We start from the raw sequence: 13,236 nt of genomic DNA, 5'->3' as shown, positions 1-13,236 counted from the left end.
GTTCCCGCGCGGCGTCCCCGGGGTTCAGCCGCCGTGCTTTTCCAGCAGGAAGGTGGCGCCCTCGTGGCGGCCGAGCGCCTCCACCAGCACCGGCATCTCCGCGCGCAGCATGCCGTGCAGCACATGCGGCGGGTTGATGACCAGCATGCCGCTGCCCATCAGGCCGAAGCCGCTGGCGTCGGGGGGCACCACGCTCAGGCGCACGTGCAGCCAGCCCTTCTTGGCCTGGCTCAGCGCGGTGGCCTTCAGGCGGTCGACCAGGTCGCGCGGCTCCAGGCGTTGCAGCTGCGGGTACCAGACCATGATGACGGCCTCGGGGAAGCGCTTGAGCCCCTCGCGCACGGCAGCGAGCACCTGGCCGTAGTCGGTCTTGAGTTCGTAGCTGGGGTCGATCAGCACCACGGCGCGGCGCGAGGGCGGTGGCAGCTCGGCGCGCAGTGCGGTGAAGCCGTCGATCTGCATCACGCCGGTCTCGCGCCGGCCGGCCACCAGCTCGGCCAGCAGCGGCACGTCGCTGCCGTGCAGCTCGTACAGGCGCAGGCGGTCGTCGGCGCGCAGCAGCTGCATCGCCAGCACGGGCGAGCCAGGGTAGGCCTGCAGCTTGGTGCTGCCTTCGTTGAACTGGCGCACCTGGGCGACGTAGTCGCTCAGCGCCGGTGGCAGGTCACGGCGGCCCCAGAGCCGGCCGATGCCGTCGACGTACTCGGCGTTCTTGCGCGCTTCCTTGCTATCCAGGCTGTAAGCGCCGGCACCCGCGTGGGTGTCCACCAGGGTGAAGGGTTTGTCCTTGAGCGCCATGTAGCGCAGCACCTGCGTGAAGACGAGGTGCTTGAGGACATCGGCGTGATTGCCGGCGTGGAAGGCGTGGCGGTAGGCGAGCATGGCCCGATTGTCGGGGCACGGGCAGCCCGCCGCTGCCCGTTGCTCGCGATCGCCCCGGCCGGCGCCGTCAGGCGTGGGTCTGCTGCACCTGGCGGGTCAGCGCGTCGGCGCTCAGCGCGGGGGTCGCGTGGTGGCCCTGGTAGGCGTCGCAGCGCGCCTCGTCGAGCAGCACCAGCTGCTGGGCCTGTTCGACGCCCTCGGCCACCACGGCCAGGCCGAGCTGGTGGCCCAGCGCGACCATCGAGCGCACGATGGCCTGGGCGCCGCGGTCGATGCACAAGTTGCGGATGAAGCTGGGGTCGAGCTTGAGCTTGTCCAGCGGCAGGCGGTGCAGGCGGGCAAGGTTGGTCTGGCCGGTGCCGAAGTCGTCCAGCGCGATGTGCACGCCCAGGCGGCGGCAGGCGGCGAGGTTCTGGCGCACGGCCTCGGATTCCTGCAGCAGCGTGGTCTCGGTGAGCTCCAACTCCAGCGCCTGAGCGGGCACGCCGGCCGCGGTGAGGGCCTGTTCGACCTGGGCGACGAAGTCCGGCGCCTGCAGCTGCACGGCCGAAACGTTGACCGCGATCGGCACCTGCAGCACGCCCAGGTCGCGCCAGCGGCGCGCCTGGCGGCAGGCCTGCTGCAGCACCCAGCGGCCAAGCTCGATGATCAGGCCGCATTCCTCGGCCCAGGGCACAAAGGCGCGCGGCGCGACCTGCCCGAGCTGCGGGTGGTGCCAGCGCAGCAGGGCTTCGACCGCACGCACGCTGCCGCCGGCCACATCCAGCTGGGGCTGGTAGAGCAGCTCCAGCTCCTGGCGTGCCGCGGCGCCCGCCAGGCGGGTCACCACGCTCAGGCGCTGCGGGTCGGCCTCCACCGCTGGTGCGGCGGCGGCGGGGGCCAGCACGGTGGCCGGCTCCTCGGCCGGTGCCGGCGTGGTCAAGGCCGAGGCCAGGGCCAGGCAGTGCCACTGCGGCTGGCCGTCGGGGTCGAGCGCCGGCTCGCCGCGCAGCTGCAGGGGGCCGGTTGTGCCGCCGCTCGGCGAGAGGGTGAGGGTCCAGGCCGCGGCGTCGGCGGCCGGCCGGGCGAACAGGGCTTGCTCCAGCGCAGCGCGGTCGGCAGCGGCAAAGCGGCCGAGCAGGTCGTTCCAGTCGGGCGCCGCAGCCGCGGCTGGCCAGGCGAGCAGGCGGCGCATCGCCGCGTTCAGGCTCAGCCGCCGGGTGGTCGGCGAGACCGTCAGCGTGCCGATGTCGGCGAGGGCCGGGGGGGGCCGCTGCCGCGGCAGCGGGCGCGATGGCGACCAGGGGCGGCGTTGGCACCGCGGGTGCGGCGGCGGTCACCAGGGCAACGGCGGCCTCGGTGGCTGCAACGGCGGGCGCCACGGCAGGCGTTGGTGCGGCCGGCGGCGCAAGCGTTACAAACGGTGCAGGAGGTGAAGAGGGGATCGACGCTGCCACCGATCCCACGGTGCCCACCGGTACCGGCAGCGCGGGCGGCAGGAGGCTGGACGCTTCGTGGCCTGCCATGTCCGCGCGGCGGGCGCCTCCGGGCGCTTCCCCGGCGGCGCGGCTGCGTTGCAGCCAGTGCAGGCCATCCACATGCACCGCGCGCAGGCCACGGGGGGCGCGCCACAGGGCCTTGGGGCGGCCGAGCAGCAGCAGGCCGCCACTGCGCAGCGCGCCGGCCAGCCGGCCGAGCCACTGCCGCTGCAGGTCGGGGCGCCAGCAGGTGAACAGGTCGGTGGCGAGGATCAGGTCGGCCACGGGCCGGGCGCTGTCCGGCCCCTCGTCGGGCAGGTGGTGGGCCAGCCAGTTCAGGGTCTGGCGCACGTCGCCCAGCGGGGCCTCGGGGCGGGTTGCTGCGGCCTGGTTGGGCGCGCTGCCGTGCAGGGCGCAGAGGGCCGCTGGCCCGTGCAGCCGCAGCGGCGGCATTGCCGGACCGGCCAGGGCGATGTGCTCGCGCAGGTGGGTGAGCAGGGCCGAGCCCTCGGGCACCAGCACCCAGACGTCGAGCGGGCCCTCGGTGCTGCGCGTGCGCGCCACGCTGTCGAGCAGGGCGCGTGTGCCGGCCCGCAGGTCCCCCGGATCGGGCTCCTCCGTGGCCGGGGGCGGCTGCAGGGCCATGGCCAGCAGCTCTTCGGCGCAGCTGCGCTGGCGCTGCAGGGCGGCCACATGCTCGGCGAGGTCCCGGCAGCCGAGCCGCGCGGCGTGCTGGGCGGCGCAGGCCTCCAGCCAGCCGGGCTGCAGCTGGCGCAGGTTGAAGCGGGTGTGGCGCAGCACGGCCTGAATCACGTCGCCCAGGTCTCCACGGGCCTCGGTGGTGAGGGCGGGTGGCTGGATCGTGGCGGAGCGGGGTTGCATGGGGTGTGCGGTCCCGGGCGGTCGCGGCGCGTCGCCCAGTGTTGCCAACGTTGATCAATGCGTCGGATTACACCTTGTTGCGGATCGGGTCAGTTGACGTGCAGCGCAGCTCCTTGTCGTTATGCGAAGTGCAAGTGGGAATGTCGCCCACTTTCATATCGAGATTTCAAATCGGGTTCCCCGGTCGTCAGCCCTCGCCCTGCAGCAGCGCCAGCAGCGCGTCCGCCGGCAGCGCGCTGCCGCGGTCCTGGCCTTCAAGCACGGAGTCGGCCAGCTCGCGTTTGTCGGCATGCAGCTCGACGATCTTTTCCTCCAGCGTGCCCTGGTGTACCAGCCGGTAGACCGTGACGGGGCGCTGCTGGCCGATGCGGTGGGCACGCCCGCTGGCCTGCTCTTCCACGGCGGGGTTCCACCAGGGGTCGGCGATCACGACGTAGTCGGCCACCGTGAGGTTCAGGCCAAAGCCGCCGGCCTTCAGGCTGATCAGGAAGAGCTCACCCTCGCCGGCCTGGAAGGCCGCCACGCGGGCGGTGCGCTCGGCCGCCGGCGTGCTGCCGTCCAGGTACTGGTAACGGATGCCGGCAGCCTCCAGCGGTGCCTTGAGCAGCGCCAGGAAATCGACGAACTGGCTGAACACCAGGGCCTTGTGGCCGTTGGCCACCAACTCGGCGGCCAGCTCGCCGAAGGCCTGCACCTTGGCCCCCGGCTGGGCGAGGTCGGGCGTGACCAGGCGCGGGTCGCAGGCGGCGCGCCTCAGCCGGGTGAGCTGGGCGAGGATGTTCAGGTGCGCCTGGCCGGGGTTGCCGCCGGAGAGCGCTTCCTGGGCCTCGATCAGCGCCTGGCGGCGCAGCGCCTCGTAGTGCGCCTGCTCGGTGGCGTCGCCCTGCACCAGCAGCGTCAGCTCGGTGCGCGGCGGCAGGTCGTCCAGCACCTCGGCCTTGGTGCGGCGCAGGATGAAGGGGCCGATCAGCTTACGCAGGGTGCGCTGGGCGCCGCGGTGGCGGTCGCGCTCGATGGGCACCGCGAAGCGCAGGTTGAAGCGCGGCAGGCTGCCCAGCAGGCCGGGGTTGCACACCCGCATGATCGACCACAGCTCGGCCAGCCGGTTCTCGATCGGCGTGCCCGACAGCGCCAGGCGGAAGTCTGCATTCAGCTCGAAGGCCGCCTGGCTGCGCTTGGCGGCGGCGTTCTTGATCGCCTGCGCTTCGTCGAGCACCAGGGTGTGCCAGCCGCGCGCGGCAAAGGCCGCGGCGTTGAACAGCTGCAGCTGGTAGGACACCAGCAGCACATCGCCCGGGCCGGCCTGGGTGATCAGCGCGTCGCGGTCGCCGGTGTCGTCGCCCTCGGCGTAGACCTGCACGCGCAGGCTGGGGGCAAAGCGGCGCGCCTCGGCCTGCCAGTTGCCGATCAGCGAGGTGGGCGCGATCACCAGTGCCGGCCCGCCAGCGGCCCGCGCCAGCAGCACGGCCAGCGCCTGCAGCGTCTTGCCCAGGCCCATGTCGTCGGCCAGGCAGGCGCCGAAGCCCGATTCGGCCAGGCGCATGGCCCACTCGTAGCCCTCCTCCTGATAGGGCCGCAAACTGGCCTGCAGGGTGCCGGGCAGGTGGTAGCGGTCGGCCTGCGCGGCGGCCAGGCGCTCGATGCGCGCGCGGAAGGCGTCGTCCGCCGCCACGTCGGCGCCGGCCAGCGCCCGCTCCAGCCAGGCGGCGGCCAGCGGCGTGACGCGGGCGCCCTCGCCATCGCTGCGCTCGCGTTCGGCCACCGTGGCCAGCTCGTCCAGCCGGGCCTTGAGCTCCTCGGTCAGCGCGAGGTAGCGGCCTTCGCCCAGTGGGACGAAGCGGCTCTTCTGCGTCGCGGCCCAGTCGAGCAGGCGGCCCAGGTGGGCCACCAGCTGCTCGTTGACGGTCACGCCGCCGGCCAGCGCCAGCCACTCGTGGCCGGATTCGACGCGTACCTGCAGCGCGCCCAGCCCGGCCGAATCGACGCGGATCGGTTTGCCCTGCGGCCAGTCCAGCGCCGTCACCGCGTTGAGCGTGTGCAGCCGCTCCAGCAGCGCCAGCGTGGCGTCTGGCGTTTCGACGTCCCAGGCGGCGGGGGCGTTCTCGGGCGGCTCGGCCAGCATCGGGCAGGCGTCCAGCACGGCCTCCAGGTGCTCGCGCTCGGCGGCGAGGTCGCGCTGGGCGCCGATGATCTCACCGCCCACGCGGGCGATCAGGTGGGTGCGGCCCTGGCCGGGCGTCAGGCGCGGGCCCTCGGCGCCGACCGGTGCCACCACCAGGCGCAGGTGCACGCCGTCGCCCTGCGGGCTGAGTTCGGCGCGCAGGCGGGCATCGGCCGCCACCTCGCGGCTGGCCTGCAACTCGTCGGCGTGGACCTGGAAGTGCGCGCCCAGGCTGCGCAGCACCGGCTCCAGCTGCTCGGCCGCGGCCTTCGGCAGGCTCAGGCCGGCGCCGATGAGCTGGGCGGCGCGCTTCTGCGCCGGGTTCAGGCGCAGCAGCCGGGCGCGCTGCGGCGCGTCGCGCAGGAGGGTGAGGTCGGCCAGGGCCTCCTGCTCTTTGAGGTCGGCGGCGCTGCTGCCGCTCCAGCGGCGCGGCTCGGCGGCCGAGGCGAGCGGGTCGGCCCAGCGCGGCGGGGGCTGCAGGCGCAGGCGCAGCTGCTCGCCCAGGTCGGCCACCTCCAGCGTCGGGGCGCCCTCGGTCAGCGTCACCGGTACGCCAGGGGTGTCGGCAAACTCGATGCCCGGGTGGCCGAGTAACGCGACGGCCGCCGCAGCCAGATCGAGCTGCCAGCTGCGATCCTGGCTGTGCTGGCGGATGCAGCGCGCCACCGCGGCGTCGTGCGCGGGCAGGCCGTCGGCCTTGGCGAGCCGGCTCAGCGGCACGTCGCGCGGTTTGCCCCAGCCGCGCGAGCCCTGCTTCTGCTCCCAGACGGTGATGCTGCGCAGGGCGCCGAAGTCATTGACGTCCAACACCCAGATCAGCCGCGTGGCCTGCACGCTGACCTGGGCACTGCTGGGGGCGGCGGCTTCCGGTGCGGCGACGGCGGCCAGCGCCGCCAGGGTGTCGCGCCAGCCGTCAGCGCGGGGCGCGGCGAAGAAGAGATCGGGCGCCGGGCGGCCCTCGGCCACGGCCAGTGCCGCGTCGAGCTGGCGGGCCAGGTCGAGCAGGCCGGCGTCGACACAGCTGGCGTGCAGTGCCTGCCAGGCGGCCGGGACGCTGGTCGTGCCCGGCCTGGCGGTGCCGGCCTCGCTCAGCCAGGCGCGCATCAGCCAGCGCCAGTAGTCGGTCTGGTCAAGGTAGGGCGCGCGGCTGACGGGGGCAAAGCGCTGCAGGTCGCGCCGGGCCTCGCCCAGGCGCATCTGCAGCGCCAGCGCCATCAGGCCCCAGGGGCTGTCGGGGCTGGGCTGGCGCTTGCCGCCCTCGGCCAGGCAGAACTTCAGCGCCGTGCGCAGCCCGGCCGGGTCGCCCTGGGCCATCAGCGCCTGCACGTAGGGCGTGGCCAGCAGCAGTGGCAGCAACCCCTTCTTCTGGCCCGTGAGGGCACGGCGCTCGGCCAGCGCCTGCTCGTACAACGCCACGCTGGCGGGCCACTGGCCGAGGCGGCTGAGCCGGAAGGCCTCCAGCGCGTTGGCCAGGCTGTCCCAGTGGGCCGCCTCCGCCTCGCTGCGCCCGGCGCCGGGCTGGGTGAGCGGGGCAATCACAGGCTCGGCCTCGTCGCCGCGCCCGGCCAGGACCAGCCAGACGGCCCAGTACCAGCGCAGGTCGCTGGCGTCGATGGCCTCGGCCAGGTCGGGGCGGGTGGGCGCCGCGGCGAAGCAGCCCTCGGCCAACGCCACCAGCGGCAGCGTGCCGTTGCGGCGCCATTGGCTGCTGCGGCGCTCCAGGCCCTCGCCGAGCAGGTGCACCTGCACGCTGGGGTGCAGACGGGCGAAGAGGGCCTCGTCGAGGTCGAACTGCAGCGCCTGCCAGAGCACCTCGGTCCACTCGAAGCCCCAGCCGCAGTGGGGCTCGTAGCGCTGCAGCTCCGCCAGCGGCGTGCCGGTGCAGGCCAGCAGGCGCACCAGGGCCACCGCGTCCATCTCGCTGTGGAAGTGCCAGCGCCCGTCCGGGGCCAGCGGGTGGCCGTAGCCGTCGCAGCGGACCAGCGCCTCGGCCAGGGCGGCGCCCGGGTGACGGTCGAGGGCGCGGGCCAGCGCGGCGGGCATCTGCGCCGGCGCCAGGGCCCAGGTGGCCCGCCGCAGCGGGTCTTCGCTGACGTGGCCCTGGCGGGCGAGTTCGCTCAGTGCCGCGGCCACGTCGGAGCCGCTGAAGCGCTTGCCCTGGGCGGTGGGCTCGCCCAGCGCCGGCAGGTAGCTCAGCAGCCAGGTGCGCGTGCGTGCGCCGCCGCCCACGGCGAGCGCCAGCAGCAGGGCCTCGGTGTCCGGCAGCGGCAGGTGGAGCGGGGTGATACCGGGTGGGGGCGGGGCGTCGAACAGGGGCGGTTGCATGGGCCGGATTGTCGCCGTGGGGGGCGTTCACGGTGCGCACCCGCGTTGGCCGGAAGGCCGGTCCAATGCCCACGCGGCTCGGTCTTCCGCCCGCGAGGGGCTCACGGCGCCTGTGTCAGGCGCAGGGCGGCCACCGGGCAGATGCGCACCGCGGCCTCGGCCTGTGGCAGGGCCTCGCCGGTTGTCAGCCCCTCCACATCGATCACCACTTCGGCGTTCTTGTCGTGGAGCAGAACCTGCGGCGCAGCCTGCAGGTACAGGCCATGACCCTCGCAGCGCAGGGCATCGACCTCGAGTTGCTCGGGGTATCGACCGAACAGCGCGACGACGTTGCCGATGGACGCGACCGTCGTGTCCACGCCCGCGCCCAGGTACTGGTCGATGGCGATGAAGCCGAGTTCGGCGGCCGAGATGGTGCCCAGCACCGTGTCACACGCGTCATGCTTGTTCTCCACCGATGCTGAGCAGTTGGGCCGCGTTGGTGATCAGCATTTGTTCGATCTGGGCCTGGCTCACGCCCGCGGCCCGCAGCTGGAGCACGAAGTGGGTCAGCACCTGGCGGTAGGGCAGGTCGTTGCCTGGCACGCCGAAGGCCACGCCGGTGGCGCTGGCCGACAGCAGGATCCGGTCGGCGTGGCCGGCGTGGTCGGCGTCGATCAGCGCGACGATCAGCGCCACGCGCTCGGCGTCGTTGAAGTCGGCCGGGTTGGCGCTGCCGATGTGGTCGATGGCCACCCGGGCGCCCCGGGCTGCGACGAGCATCGGCCAGCCCTTGGCCACCGCGTCACGGCGGTCCAGGCGCGGCACCACCATGCCTTCGTTGACCGCGCAGGTCGCGGCCCTCGAACATGCCAGTGGCGTCGACGATGGTGCCTGCGCCCGCCGTCTTGAACTCGCTGAGCTTGGCCGCCAGGGTGTCGAACACCTCGGCGCGGTCGACACAGGTAGGTTTGCGTCCACACCAGAGGCAGCCCCTTGACGGAGATGATGCGCTGGATGTGCAGCAACTCTTTCTGTGCCTCCTGGCCGAGCGCCTTCTGCAACTCCTCGGGCGCCTCGGCACGCTCCAGCGCGGTGACGCGCGAGCTCGGCTGCAGGCCCGCTCGGTGAGGTAACGGGTCAACCCCCCCCCAACTCCATGGCCGGCGGCAGATGCACGTTCAGGCCCTGCACCGGGAAGGTGCCCTTCGCCCGGTGGCGAACGACGTAGCCACTTTCGACCAGCTCCGCCAAGGCCTGGCGCACCGGCGCACGGCTGACGTGGAACCGCTTGATCAGGCCTGCCTCGGTGAGGACCGGGGCATCCGAGCCATTGGCGTTGCGCAGCTCGCCAACCAGGATCTGCTTGATCTGGCTGTACAAGCGCACCGTGGAGTTGCGGTCGATCGTCTGGCGGATTTGATCCATGGGATGCGTTTTTGTAACCATGTGCCTTTGGCGCACCCGGGGTTTTCACAGCTTTGCGCCGCTGCGCCGCTGCGCTGCTGTGGGCCATTGGAGTGCATGCCTCACGCCTTCGGCAGCAAGGTGACGCCCGGTGTCATGGCCTGGAGGTCAGCCAGTGACAGGCCTTCGGCCAGCGCGACCACCCGTGCCTGGCCCTGCGCCAGGTCGATGACGGCCAGATCGGTGTACAGGCGGCTGACGCAGCCCAGGCCGGTCAAGGGGTAGCTGCAGGCCTCCACCAGCTTGGCGCGACCGTCCTTGGTGAGGTAGTCCATCATCACCCAAGTCTGCTTGGCGCCAATGGCCAGGTCCATCGCACCGCCGACGGCGGGGATGGCATCGGGTGCCCCGGTGTGCCAGTTGGCCAGGTCACCGGTGACGGCGACCTGGAAGGCGCCGAGCACACACACGTCCAGGTGACCGCCTCGCATCATGGCGAAGCTGTCGGCGTGGTGGAAGAAGCAACCGCCGGGAAGCAGGGTGACCGGCTGCTTGCCGGCGTTGATGAGGTCGAAGTCTTCCTGTCCGGGGGTGGGTGCGGGCCCCATGCCGATGACGCCATTCTCCGAGTGCAGCATCACCTCCTTGCCGGCACCAAAGTGGTTGGCGACCGCGGTGGGCAGGCCGATGCCGAGGTTGACGACCGCTCCGTCGGGGATGTCGGCCGCCACGCGTGCGGCCAGTTCGTCTCGGCTCCAGCGCTTGACGCGTGCCAGGGTGGCTTGAATGTCCATCGTGATCGCTCCCCTCACTGCTTGAAGCCGCCGGCCGTGGTGGCCGCCCGCTCGATCTGAACCACACGCTGCACGAAGACCCCAGGGGTCACCACCGCCTCCGGATCCAGCAGGCCCACCGGGACGATCTCGTGCACCGTCGCGACCGTGGTCCTGGCCGCCATCGCCATCACTGGCCCGAAGTTGCGCGCCGTCATGCGGTAGGTGAGGTTGCCCCAGCGGTCCCCGCGCTCGGCCTTCACCAGGGCGAAGTCGGCGTGGATCGGGTGCTCCAGCACGTACATCCGGCCGCCGATCTCACGCACTTCCTTGCCCCGGGCCAGTTCGGTGCCGTAGCCGGTCGGCGTGAAGAAGCCGCCGATGCCGGCCCCTGCGGCGCGGATGCGCTCGGCCAGGTTGCCCTGCGGCACCAGCTCCAGCTCGATGTCGCCGGCGCGGTAGGCCGCGTCGAAGTGGTGGCTGTCCGCCTGGCGCGGGAACGAGCAGATGATTTTGCGCACCCGCTTCAGCGCGATCAGCCGGGCCAGGCCGGTGTCGCCGTTGCCCGCGTTGTTGTTGACGATGACCAGGTTGCGCGCGCCGGTGTCGATCAGGGCGTCGGTCAGGGCATTGGGCAGACCGGCCGTGCCGAAGCCGCCGATCATGACGGTGGCACCGTCCGGAACATCCGCCAAGGCTTGTTCGGCACTGGCAACGGTCTTGTCGATCATGGGGCGATGGAGCGAGGGGGTGGGGCGGCAGTGGGAGGCCAGTGCGAATAAATGTTCTATATGCGAACATTGATTCGCTAATCGAACGACAAGCGTACGAGCTGGCGCTGCTGCCTGTCAAGGTGGCGATGGCAGTCGCATCCAGAAACGACAAAGGCCGCCCGAAGGCGGCCTCGCAGGCGTCCCAACCGCTGATGCGGCGGGGATCAGCCCTGGTGGCTGGCGATGAAGTCGCGCACTTCCGGGTAGGCCATCTCGCGCCAGCGACGGCCCGAGAAGATGCCGTAGTGGCCCGCGCCCTGCACCGTGTAGTGGCGCTTGCGCTCGGCGGGGATGCCGGCGCACAGGCCCTGTGCGGCCTGGGTCTGGCCGATGCCAGCGATGTCGTCGAGCTCGCCCTCGACCGTCATCAGCGCGGTGCTCCGGATGTCCTGCGGGCGTACCAGCTGGCCGCTGACGTTCCAGGTGCCGTAGACCAGGGCGAAGTCCTGGAACACCGTCTTGATGGTTTCCAGGTAGTACTCGGCCGGCATGTCCAGCACGGCGTTGTACTCGTCGTAGAAGGTGCGGTGGGCGTCGGCGCTTTCCTCGTCACCGCGCACCAGGTCCAGGAAGTAGTCCCAGTGCGAGTTGACGTGGCGGTCCGGGTTCATCGCGACGAAGCCGGTGTACTGCATGAAGCCGGGGTAGACGCGCCGGCCGGCGCCCGGGAAGTTGGGCGGCACGCGGTAGATCACGTTGTTCTCGAACCACTCGTGCGAACGGTTGATCGCCAGGTCGTTCACCGCGGTCGGGCTCTTGCGGGCGTCGATCGGGCCGCCCATCATCACCATGGCCTTCGGCGTCGGCTCGCCATTGCTGGCCATCAGCGACACGGCAGCGAGCACCGGCACGGTGGGTTGGCACACCGAGATGACGTTGACGTCCGGGCCGATCAGGCGCAGGAAGTCCTGCACGTAGTGCACGTAGTCATGCAGGTGGAAGGCGCCATCGGTCATCGGCACCATGCGGGCGTCGACCCAGTCGGTGATGTAGACCTTGTGGTCCTGCAGCAGGGTGCGCACGGTGTCGCGCAGCAGCGTGGCGTGGTGGCCCGACAGCGGGGCGACGACCAGCACCGCGGGCTGCGAGCGCATCCTCTCCAGCGCCTGCGCGTTGTCGGTGTAGCGCTTGAAGCGCAGCAGGCGGCAGAAGGGGCGCGCCTGCACCACCTGTTCCTGCACTGCGACCTCGACCCCACCCACATTGGCAGCGGTGATGCCGAAGGGCGGCTTCTCGTATTCCTTGGTCAGGCGGTGCAGCAGGTCGAAGCCGGCGGCCATGCGCTGCGAGCCGACCGCGTGGGCAAAGGGCGACAGCGGGTGGCTGTACAGCTTCGACGACGCGCTGGCGAACTCCGCGAACGGGCTCAGCATCGCGCGCTGGGTTTCATAGAGCTGGTAGAGCATCACGGATCCTCGGGCAGGGGGTGGGCGTCGGACGCTGGGATGCCGAAGCCAGCAACGATGTTGCAGTGCAGCATTGTAAGCGCAAGGCCTTCACCAATGAGAGGATGCAATGTGACTTGTGCAGGATCAAGTGGGGCCTGCACCGACGCCGGGGGCGATTTCGGTCGTTGTACCGGGGATCCGCGGTGGTTTTTGCTCCGAAACGGGACAATCCACGGACCGACGCCCCCCGCATCGGTGTGGGGTGTTGGCGTCAGCGCACGTGATGGAGCGCCGGGTTCAGGTCGTCCAGCCATAGCGTGAGCTCGTCCTCGCGGATCTGCAGATGGGCCAGGCAGGCGTCGCCGCGCTGCTGCCATTCCTGGCCGTCGGGCTGGCCCTCGTGTTGCGCGACGAGGTGGTCGGCCACGACCACCGCCGCCAGCAGGTTGCGCACGCCGGGGTCGATCTGCGTGTCGGTCAGCGCCTCCACCTCATGGTGCAGCCGGATGGCCAGCTTGAGCGGCTCGGGCAGGCGCCAGGCGCGGGCCACCAGGGCACCGACGATGGTGTGGTCGGTGCGGTGGTTGGCCTGTTCGGTGCCGGTGAAGCTGCGGTCGCGGCGGGCCTGGGCCTCGGCGAGGGTGCCGCCATAGCCACGCAGGCCCTGCAGGAGCACGGGGATGCCCACGTCGCAGAACAGGCCGAAGGTGTGCGCCAGATCCGGCGGTGTGCCGTAGAGCTGCCGGGCGACGTAGCCCATCACCAGCGCACGGCGGCTGGAACCCTGCCAGAAGTTCTGCAGCGCCGGGTGGTTGACCGGCAGCGCGCGGACGGTGAGGAACTGCGTCAGCAGTGTCGAGGTGGCTTTCAGCCCGAGCAGCGACATGGCCTGGTTGACGCTGCTGACCGGGGAGCGGCGGGCATAGACCGGGCTGTTGGCGGCCCGGACCAGGGAGGCCGCCATCGCGACGTCGCTGCTGGCGATCGAGCAGACCACGTCCCAGTCGGGGTCGGCCTCGCGCATCACCGACTGCAGCCGGGTCAGCAGGTCCGGGCAGGGCGGGATGGTGATGGTGCCGGCCGGCCCCGCGGTGAGGGCCTGGTCGAGTTCTTGATCGATGTTGCGCGTCAGCATCTGAGTCGCCCTGTGTGCTCTTGACCAGGCACTCTAGCCAGATGGACGCGCGCTGAAGGGTGGAACTGCGTGGT

Annotated in this window: 12 protein-coding genes and 1 pseudogene; 1 reads left to right on the top strand and 12 read right to left on the bottom strand. The window is 71.8% G+C overall.

The features are described from left to right. Positions 1 to 24: 24 nt before the first annotated feature. Positions 25 to 882, bottom strand: coding sequence for a 23S rRNA (adenine(2030)-N(6))-methyltransferase RlmJ (locus NGK70_RS20190; RefSeq protein ID WP_251970269.1), 858 nt, complete (start codon positions 880 to 882; stop codon positions 25 to 27). Positions 883 to 949: 67 nt separating this feature from the next. Continuing rightward, complete coding sequence (locus NGK70_RS20185; protein ID WP_251970268.1) at positions 950 to 2,056, bottom strand: EAL domain-containing protein; 1,107 nt, start codon at positions 2,054 to 2,056, stop codon at positions 950 to 952. A gap of 319 nt (positions 2,057 to 2,375) precedes the next feature. On the opposite strand from NGK70_RS20185, the gene NGK70_RS20180 reads away from it, so the two are divergent. Further along, complete coding sequence (locus tag NGK70_RS20180) at positions 2,376 to 3,275, top strand: hypothetical protein (protein ID WP_251970267.1); 900 nt, start codon at positions 2,376 to 2,378, stop codon at positions 3,273 to 3,275. 133 nt (positions 3,276 to 3,408) lie between these two features. Here NGK70_RS20180 and NGK70_RS20175 read toward each other — a convergent pair whose 3' ends face one another. From NGK70_RS20175 to NGK70_RS20135, 10 genes and pseudogenes are all read right to left on the bottom strand, one after another. Continuing rightward, the gene (locus NGK70_RS20175; RefSeq protein ID WP_251970266.1) at positions 3,409 to 7,707 is read right to left on the bottom strand and encodes a DEAD/DEAH box helicase; all 4,299 of its coding nucleotides are present in this window, start codon (positions 7,705 to 7,707) and stop codon (positions 3,409 to 3,411) included. 101 nt (positions 7,708 to 7,808) lie between these two features. Next, positions 7,809 to 8,132: a ferredoxin family protein gene (locus NGK70_RS20170; RefSeq protein ID WP_251970265.1), complete on the bottom strand. Its 324-nt coding sequence runs from the start codon at positions 8,130 to 8,132 to the stop codon at positions 7,809 to 7,811. 13 nt (positions 8,133 to 8,145) lie between these two features. Further along, positions 8,146 to 8,520 carry a phosphotriesterase family protein gene (locus NGK70_RS20165; RefSeq protein ID WP_251970264.1) on the bottom strand — a complete coding sequence of 125 codons (375 nt, stop codon included), beginning with the start codon at positions 8,518 to 8,520 and terminating at the stop codon, positions 8,146 to 8,148. Then, on the bottom strand, positions 8,492 to 8,632 hold the full coding sequence (locus tag NGK70_RS20160) for a hypothetical protein (RefSeq protein ID WP_251970263.1): 141 nt from the start codon (positions 8,630 to 8,632) through the stop codon (positions 8,492 to 8,494). Before NGK70_RS20160 ends, NGK70_RS20165 begins: the two co-directional genes overlap by 29 nt. A gap of 28 nt (positions 8,633 to 8,660) precedes the next feature. Next, positions 8,661 to 8,804: pseudogene (locus NGK70_RS26690) on the bottom strand (UTRA domain-containing protein); the annotation flags it as partial. Between the two features lie 22 nt (positions 8,805 to 8,826). Next, positions 8,827 to 9,114 (bottom strand): GntR family transcriptional regulator, encoded by a 288-nt coding sequence (locus tag NGK70_RS20155; protein ID WP_251970262.1) that lies wholly within the window; start codon positions 9,112 to 9,114, stop codon positions 8,827 to 8,829. 101 nt (positions 9,115 to 9,215) lie between these two features. Beyond that, positions 9,216 to 9,887 (bottom strand): 3-oxoacid CoA-transferase subunit B, encoded by a 672-nt coding sequence (locus tag NGK70_RS20150; protein WP_251970261.1) that lies wholly within the window; start codon positions 9,885 to 9,887, stop codon positions 9,216 to 9,218. Between the two features lie 14 nt (positions 9,888 to 9,901). Then, positions 9,902 to 10,597 (bottom strand): 3-oxoacid CoA-transferase subunit A, encoded by a 696-nt coding sequence (locus tag NGK70_RS20145; protein ID WP_251970260.1) that lies wholly within the window; start codon positions 10,595 to 10,597, stop codon positions 9,902 to 9,904. Between the two features lie 206 nt (positions 10,598 to 10,803). Then, positions 10,804 to 12,045, bottom strand: coding sequence for a polyhydroxyalkanoate depolymerase (locus NGK70_RS20140; protein ID WP_251970259.1), 1,242 nt, complete (start codon positions 12,043 to 12,045; stop codon positions 10,804 to 10,806). Positions 12,046 to 12,298: 253 nt separating this feature from the next. Then, positions 12,299 to 13,162 carry an HDOD domain-containing protein gene (locus tag NGK70_RS20135; RefSeq protein WP_251970258.1) on the bottom strand — a complete coding sequence of 288 codons (864 nt, stop codon included), beginning with the start codon at positions 13,160 to 13,162 and terminating at the stop codon, positions 12,299 to 12,301. Positions 13,163 to 13,236: the final 74 nt, after the last annotated feature.

The organism is Sphaerotilus microaerophilus (genome assembly GCF_023734135.1).
Lineage (GTDB): Bacteria > Pseudomonadota > Gammaproteobacteria > Burkholderiales > Burkholderiaceae_C > Sphaerotilus > Sphaerotilus microaerophilus.
Note: the sequence above shows the minus strand (reverse complement) of the source record. Positions and strands in the feature narration are given on the sequence as shown.

Excerpts from the sequence above, each read along its gene's own strand:
- NGK70_RS20190 (WP_251970269.1), bottom strand. The coding sequence starts at position 882 with ATGCTCGCCTACCGCCACGCCTTCCACGCCGGCAATCACGCCGATGTC.
- NGK70_RS20185 (WP_251970268.1), bottom strand. The coding sequence starts at position 2,056 with ATGCGCCGCCTGCTCGCCTGGCCAGCCGCGGCTGCGGCGCCCGACTGG.
- NGK70_RS20175 (WP_251970266.1), bottom strand. The coding sequence starts at position 7,707 with ATGCAACCGCCCCTGTTCGACGCCCCGCCCCCACCCGGTATCACCCCG.
- NGK70_RS20165 (WP_251970264.1), bottom strand. The coding sequence starts at position 8,520 with ATGGTGGTGCCGCGCCTGGACCGCCGTGACGCGGTGGCCAAGGGCTGG.
- NGK70_RS20155 (WP_251970262.1), bottom strand. The coding sequence starts at position 9,114 with ATGGATCAAATCCGCCAGACGATCGACCGCAACTCCACGGTGCGCTTG.
- NGK70_RS20150 (WP_251970261.1), bottom strand. The coding sequence starts at position 9,887 with ATGGACATTCAAGCCACCCTGGCACGCGTCAAGCGCTGGAGCCGAGAC.
- NGK70_RS20145 (WP_251970260.1), bottom strand. The coding sequence starts at position 10,597 with ATGATCGACAAGACCGTTGCCAGTGCCGAACAAGCCTTGGCGGATGTT.
- NGK70_RS20140 (WP_251970259.1), bottom strand. The coding sequence starts at position 12,045 with ATGCTCTACCAGCTCTATGAAACCCAGCGCGCGATGCTGAGCCCGTTC.
- NGK70_RS20135 (WP_251970258.1), bottom strand. The coding sequence starts at position 13,162 with ATGCTGACGCGCAACATCGATCAAGAACTCGACCAGGCCCTCACCGCG.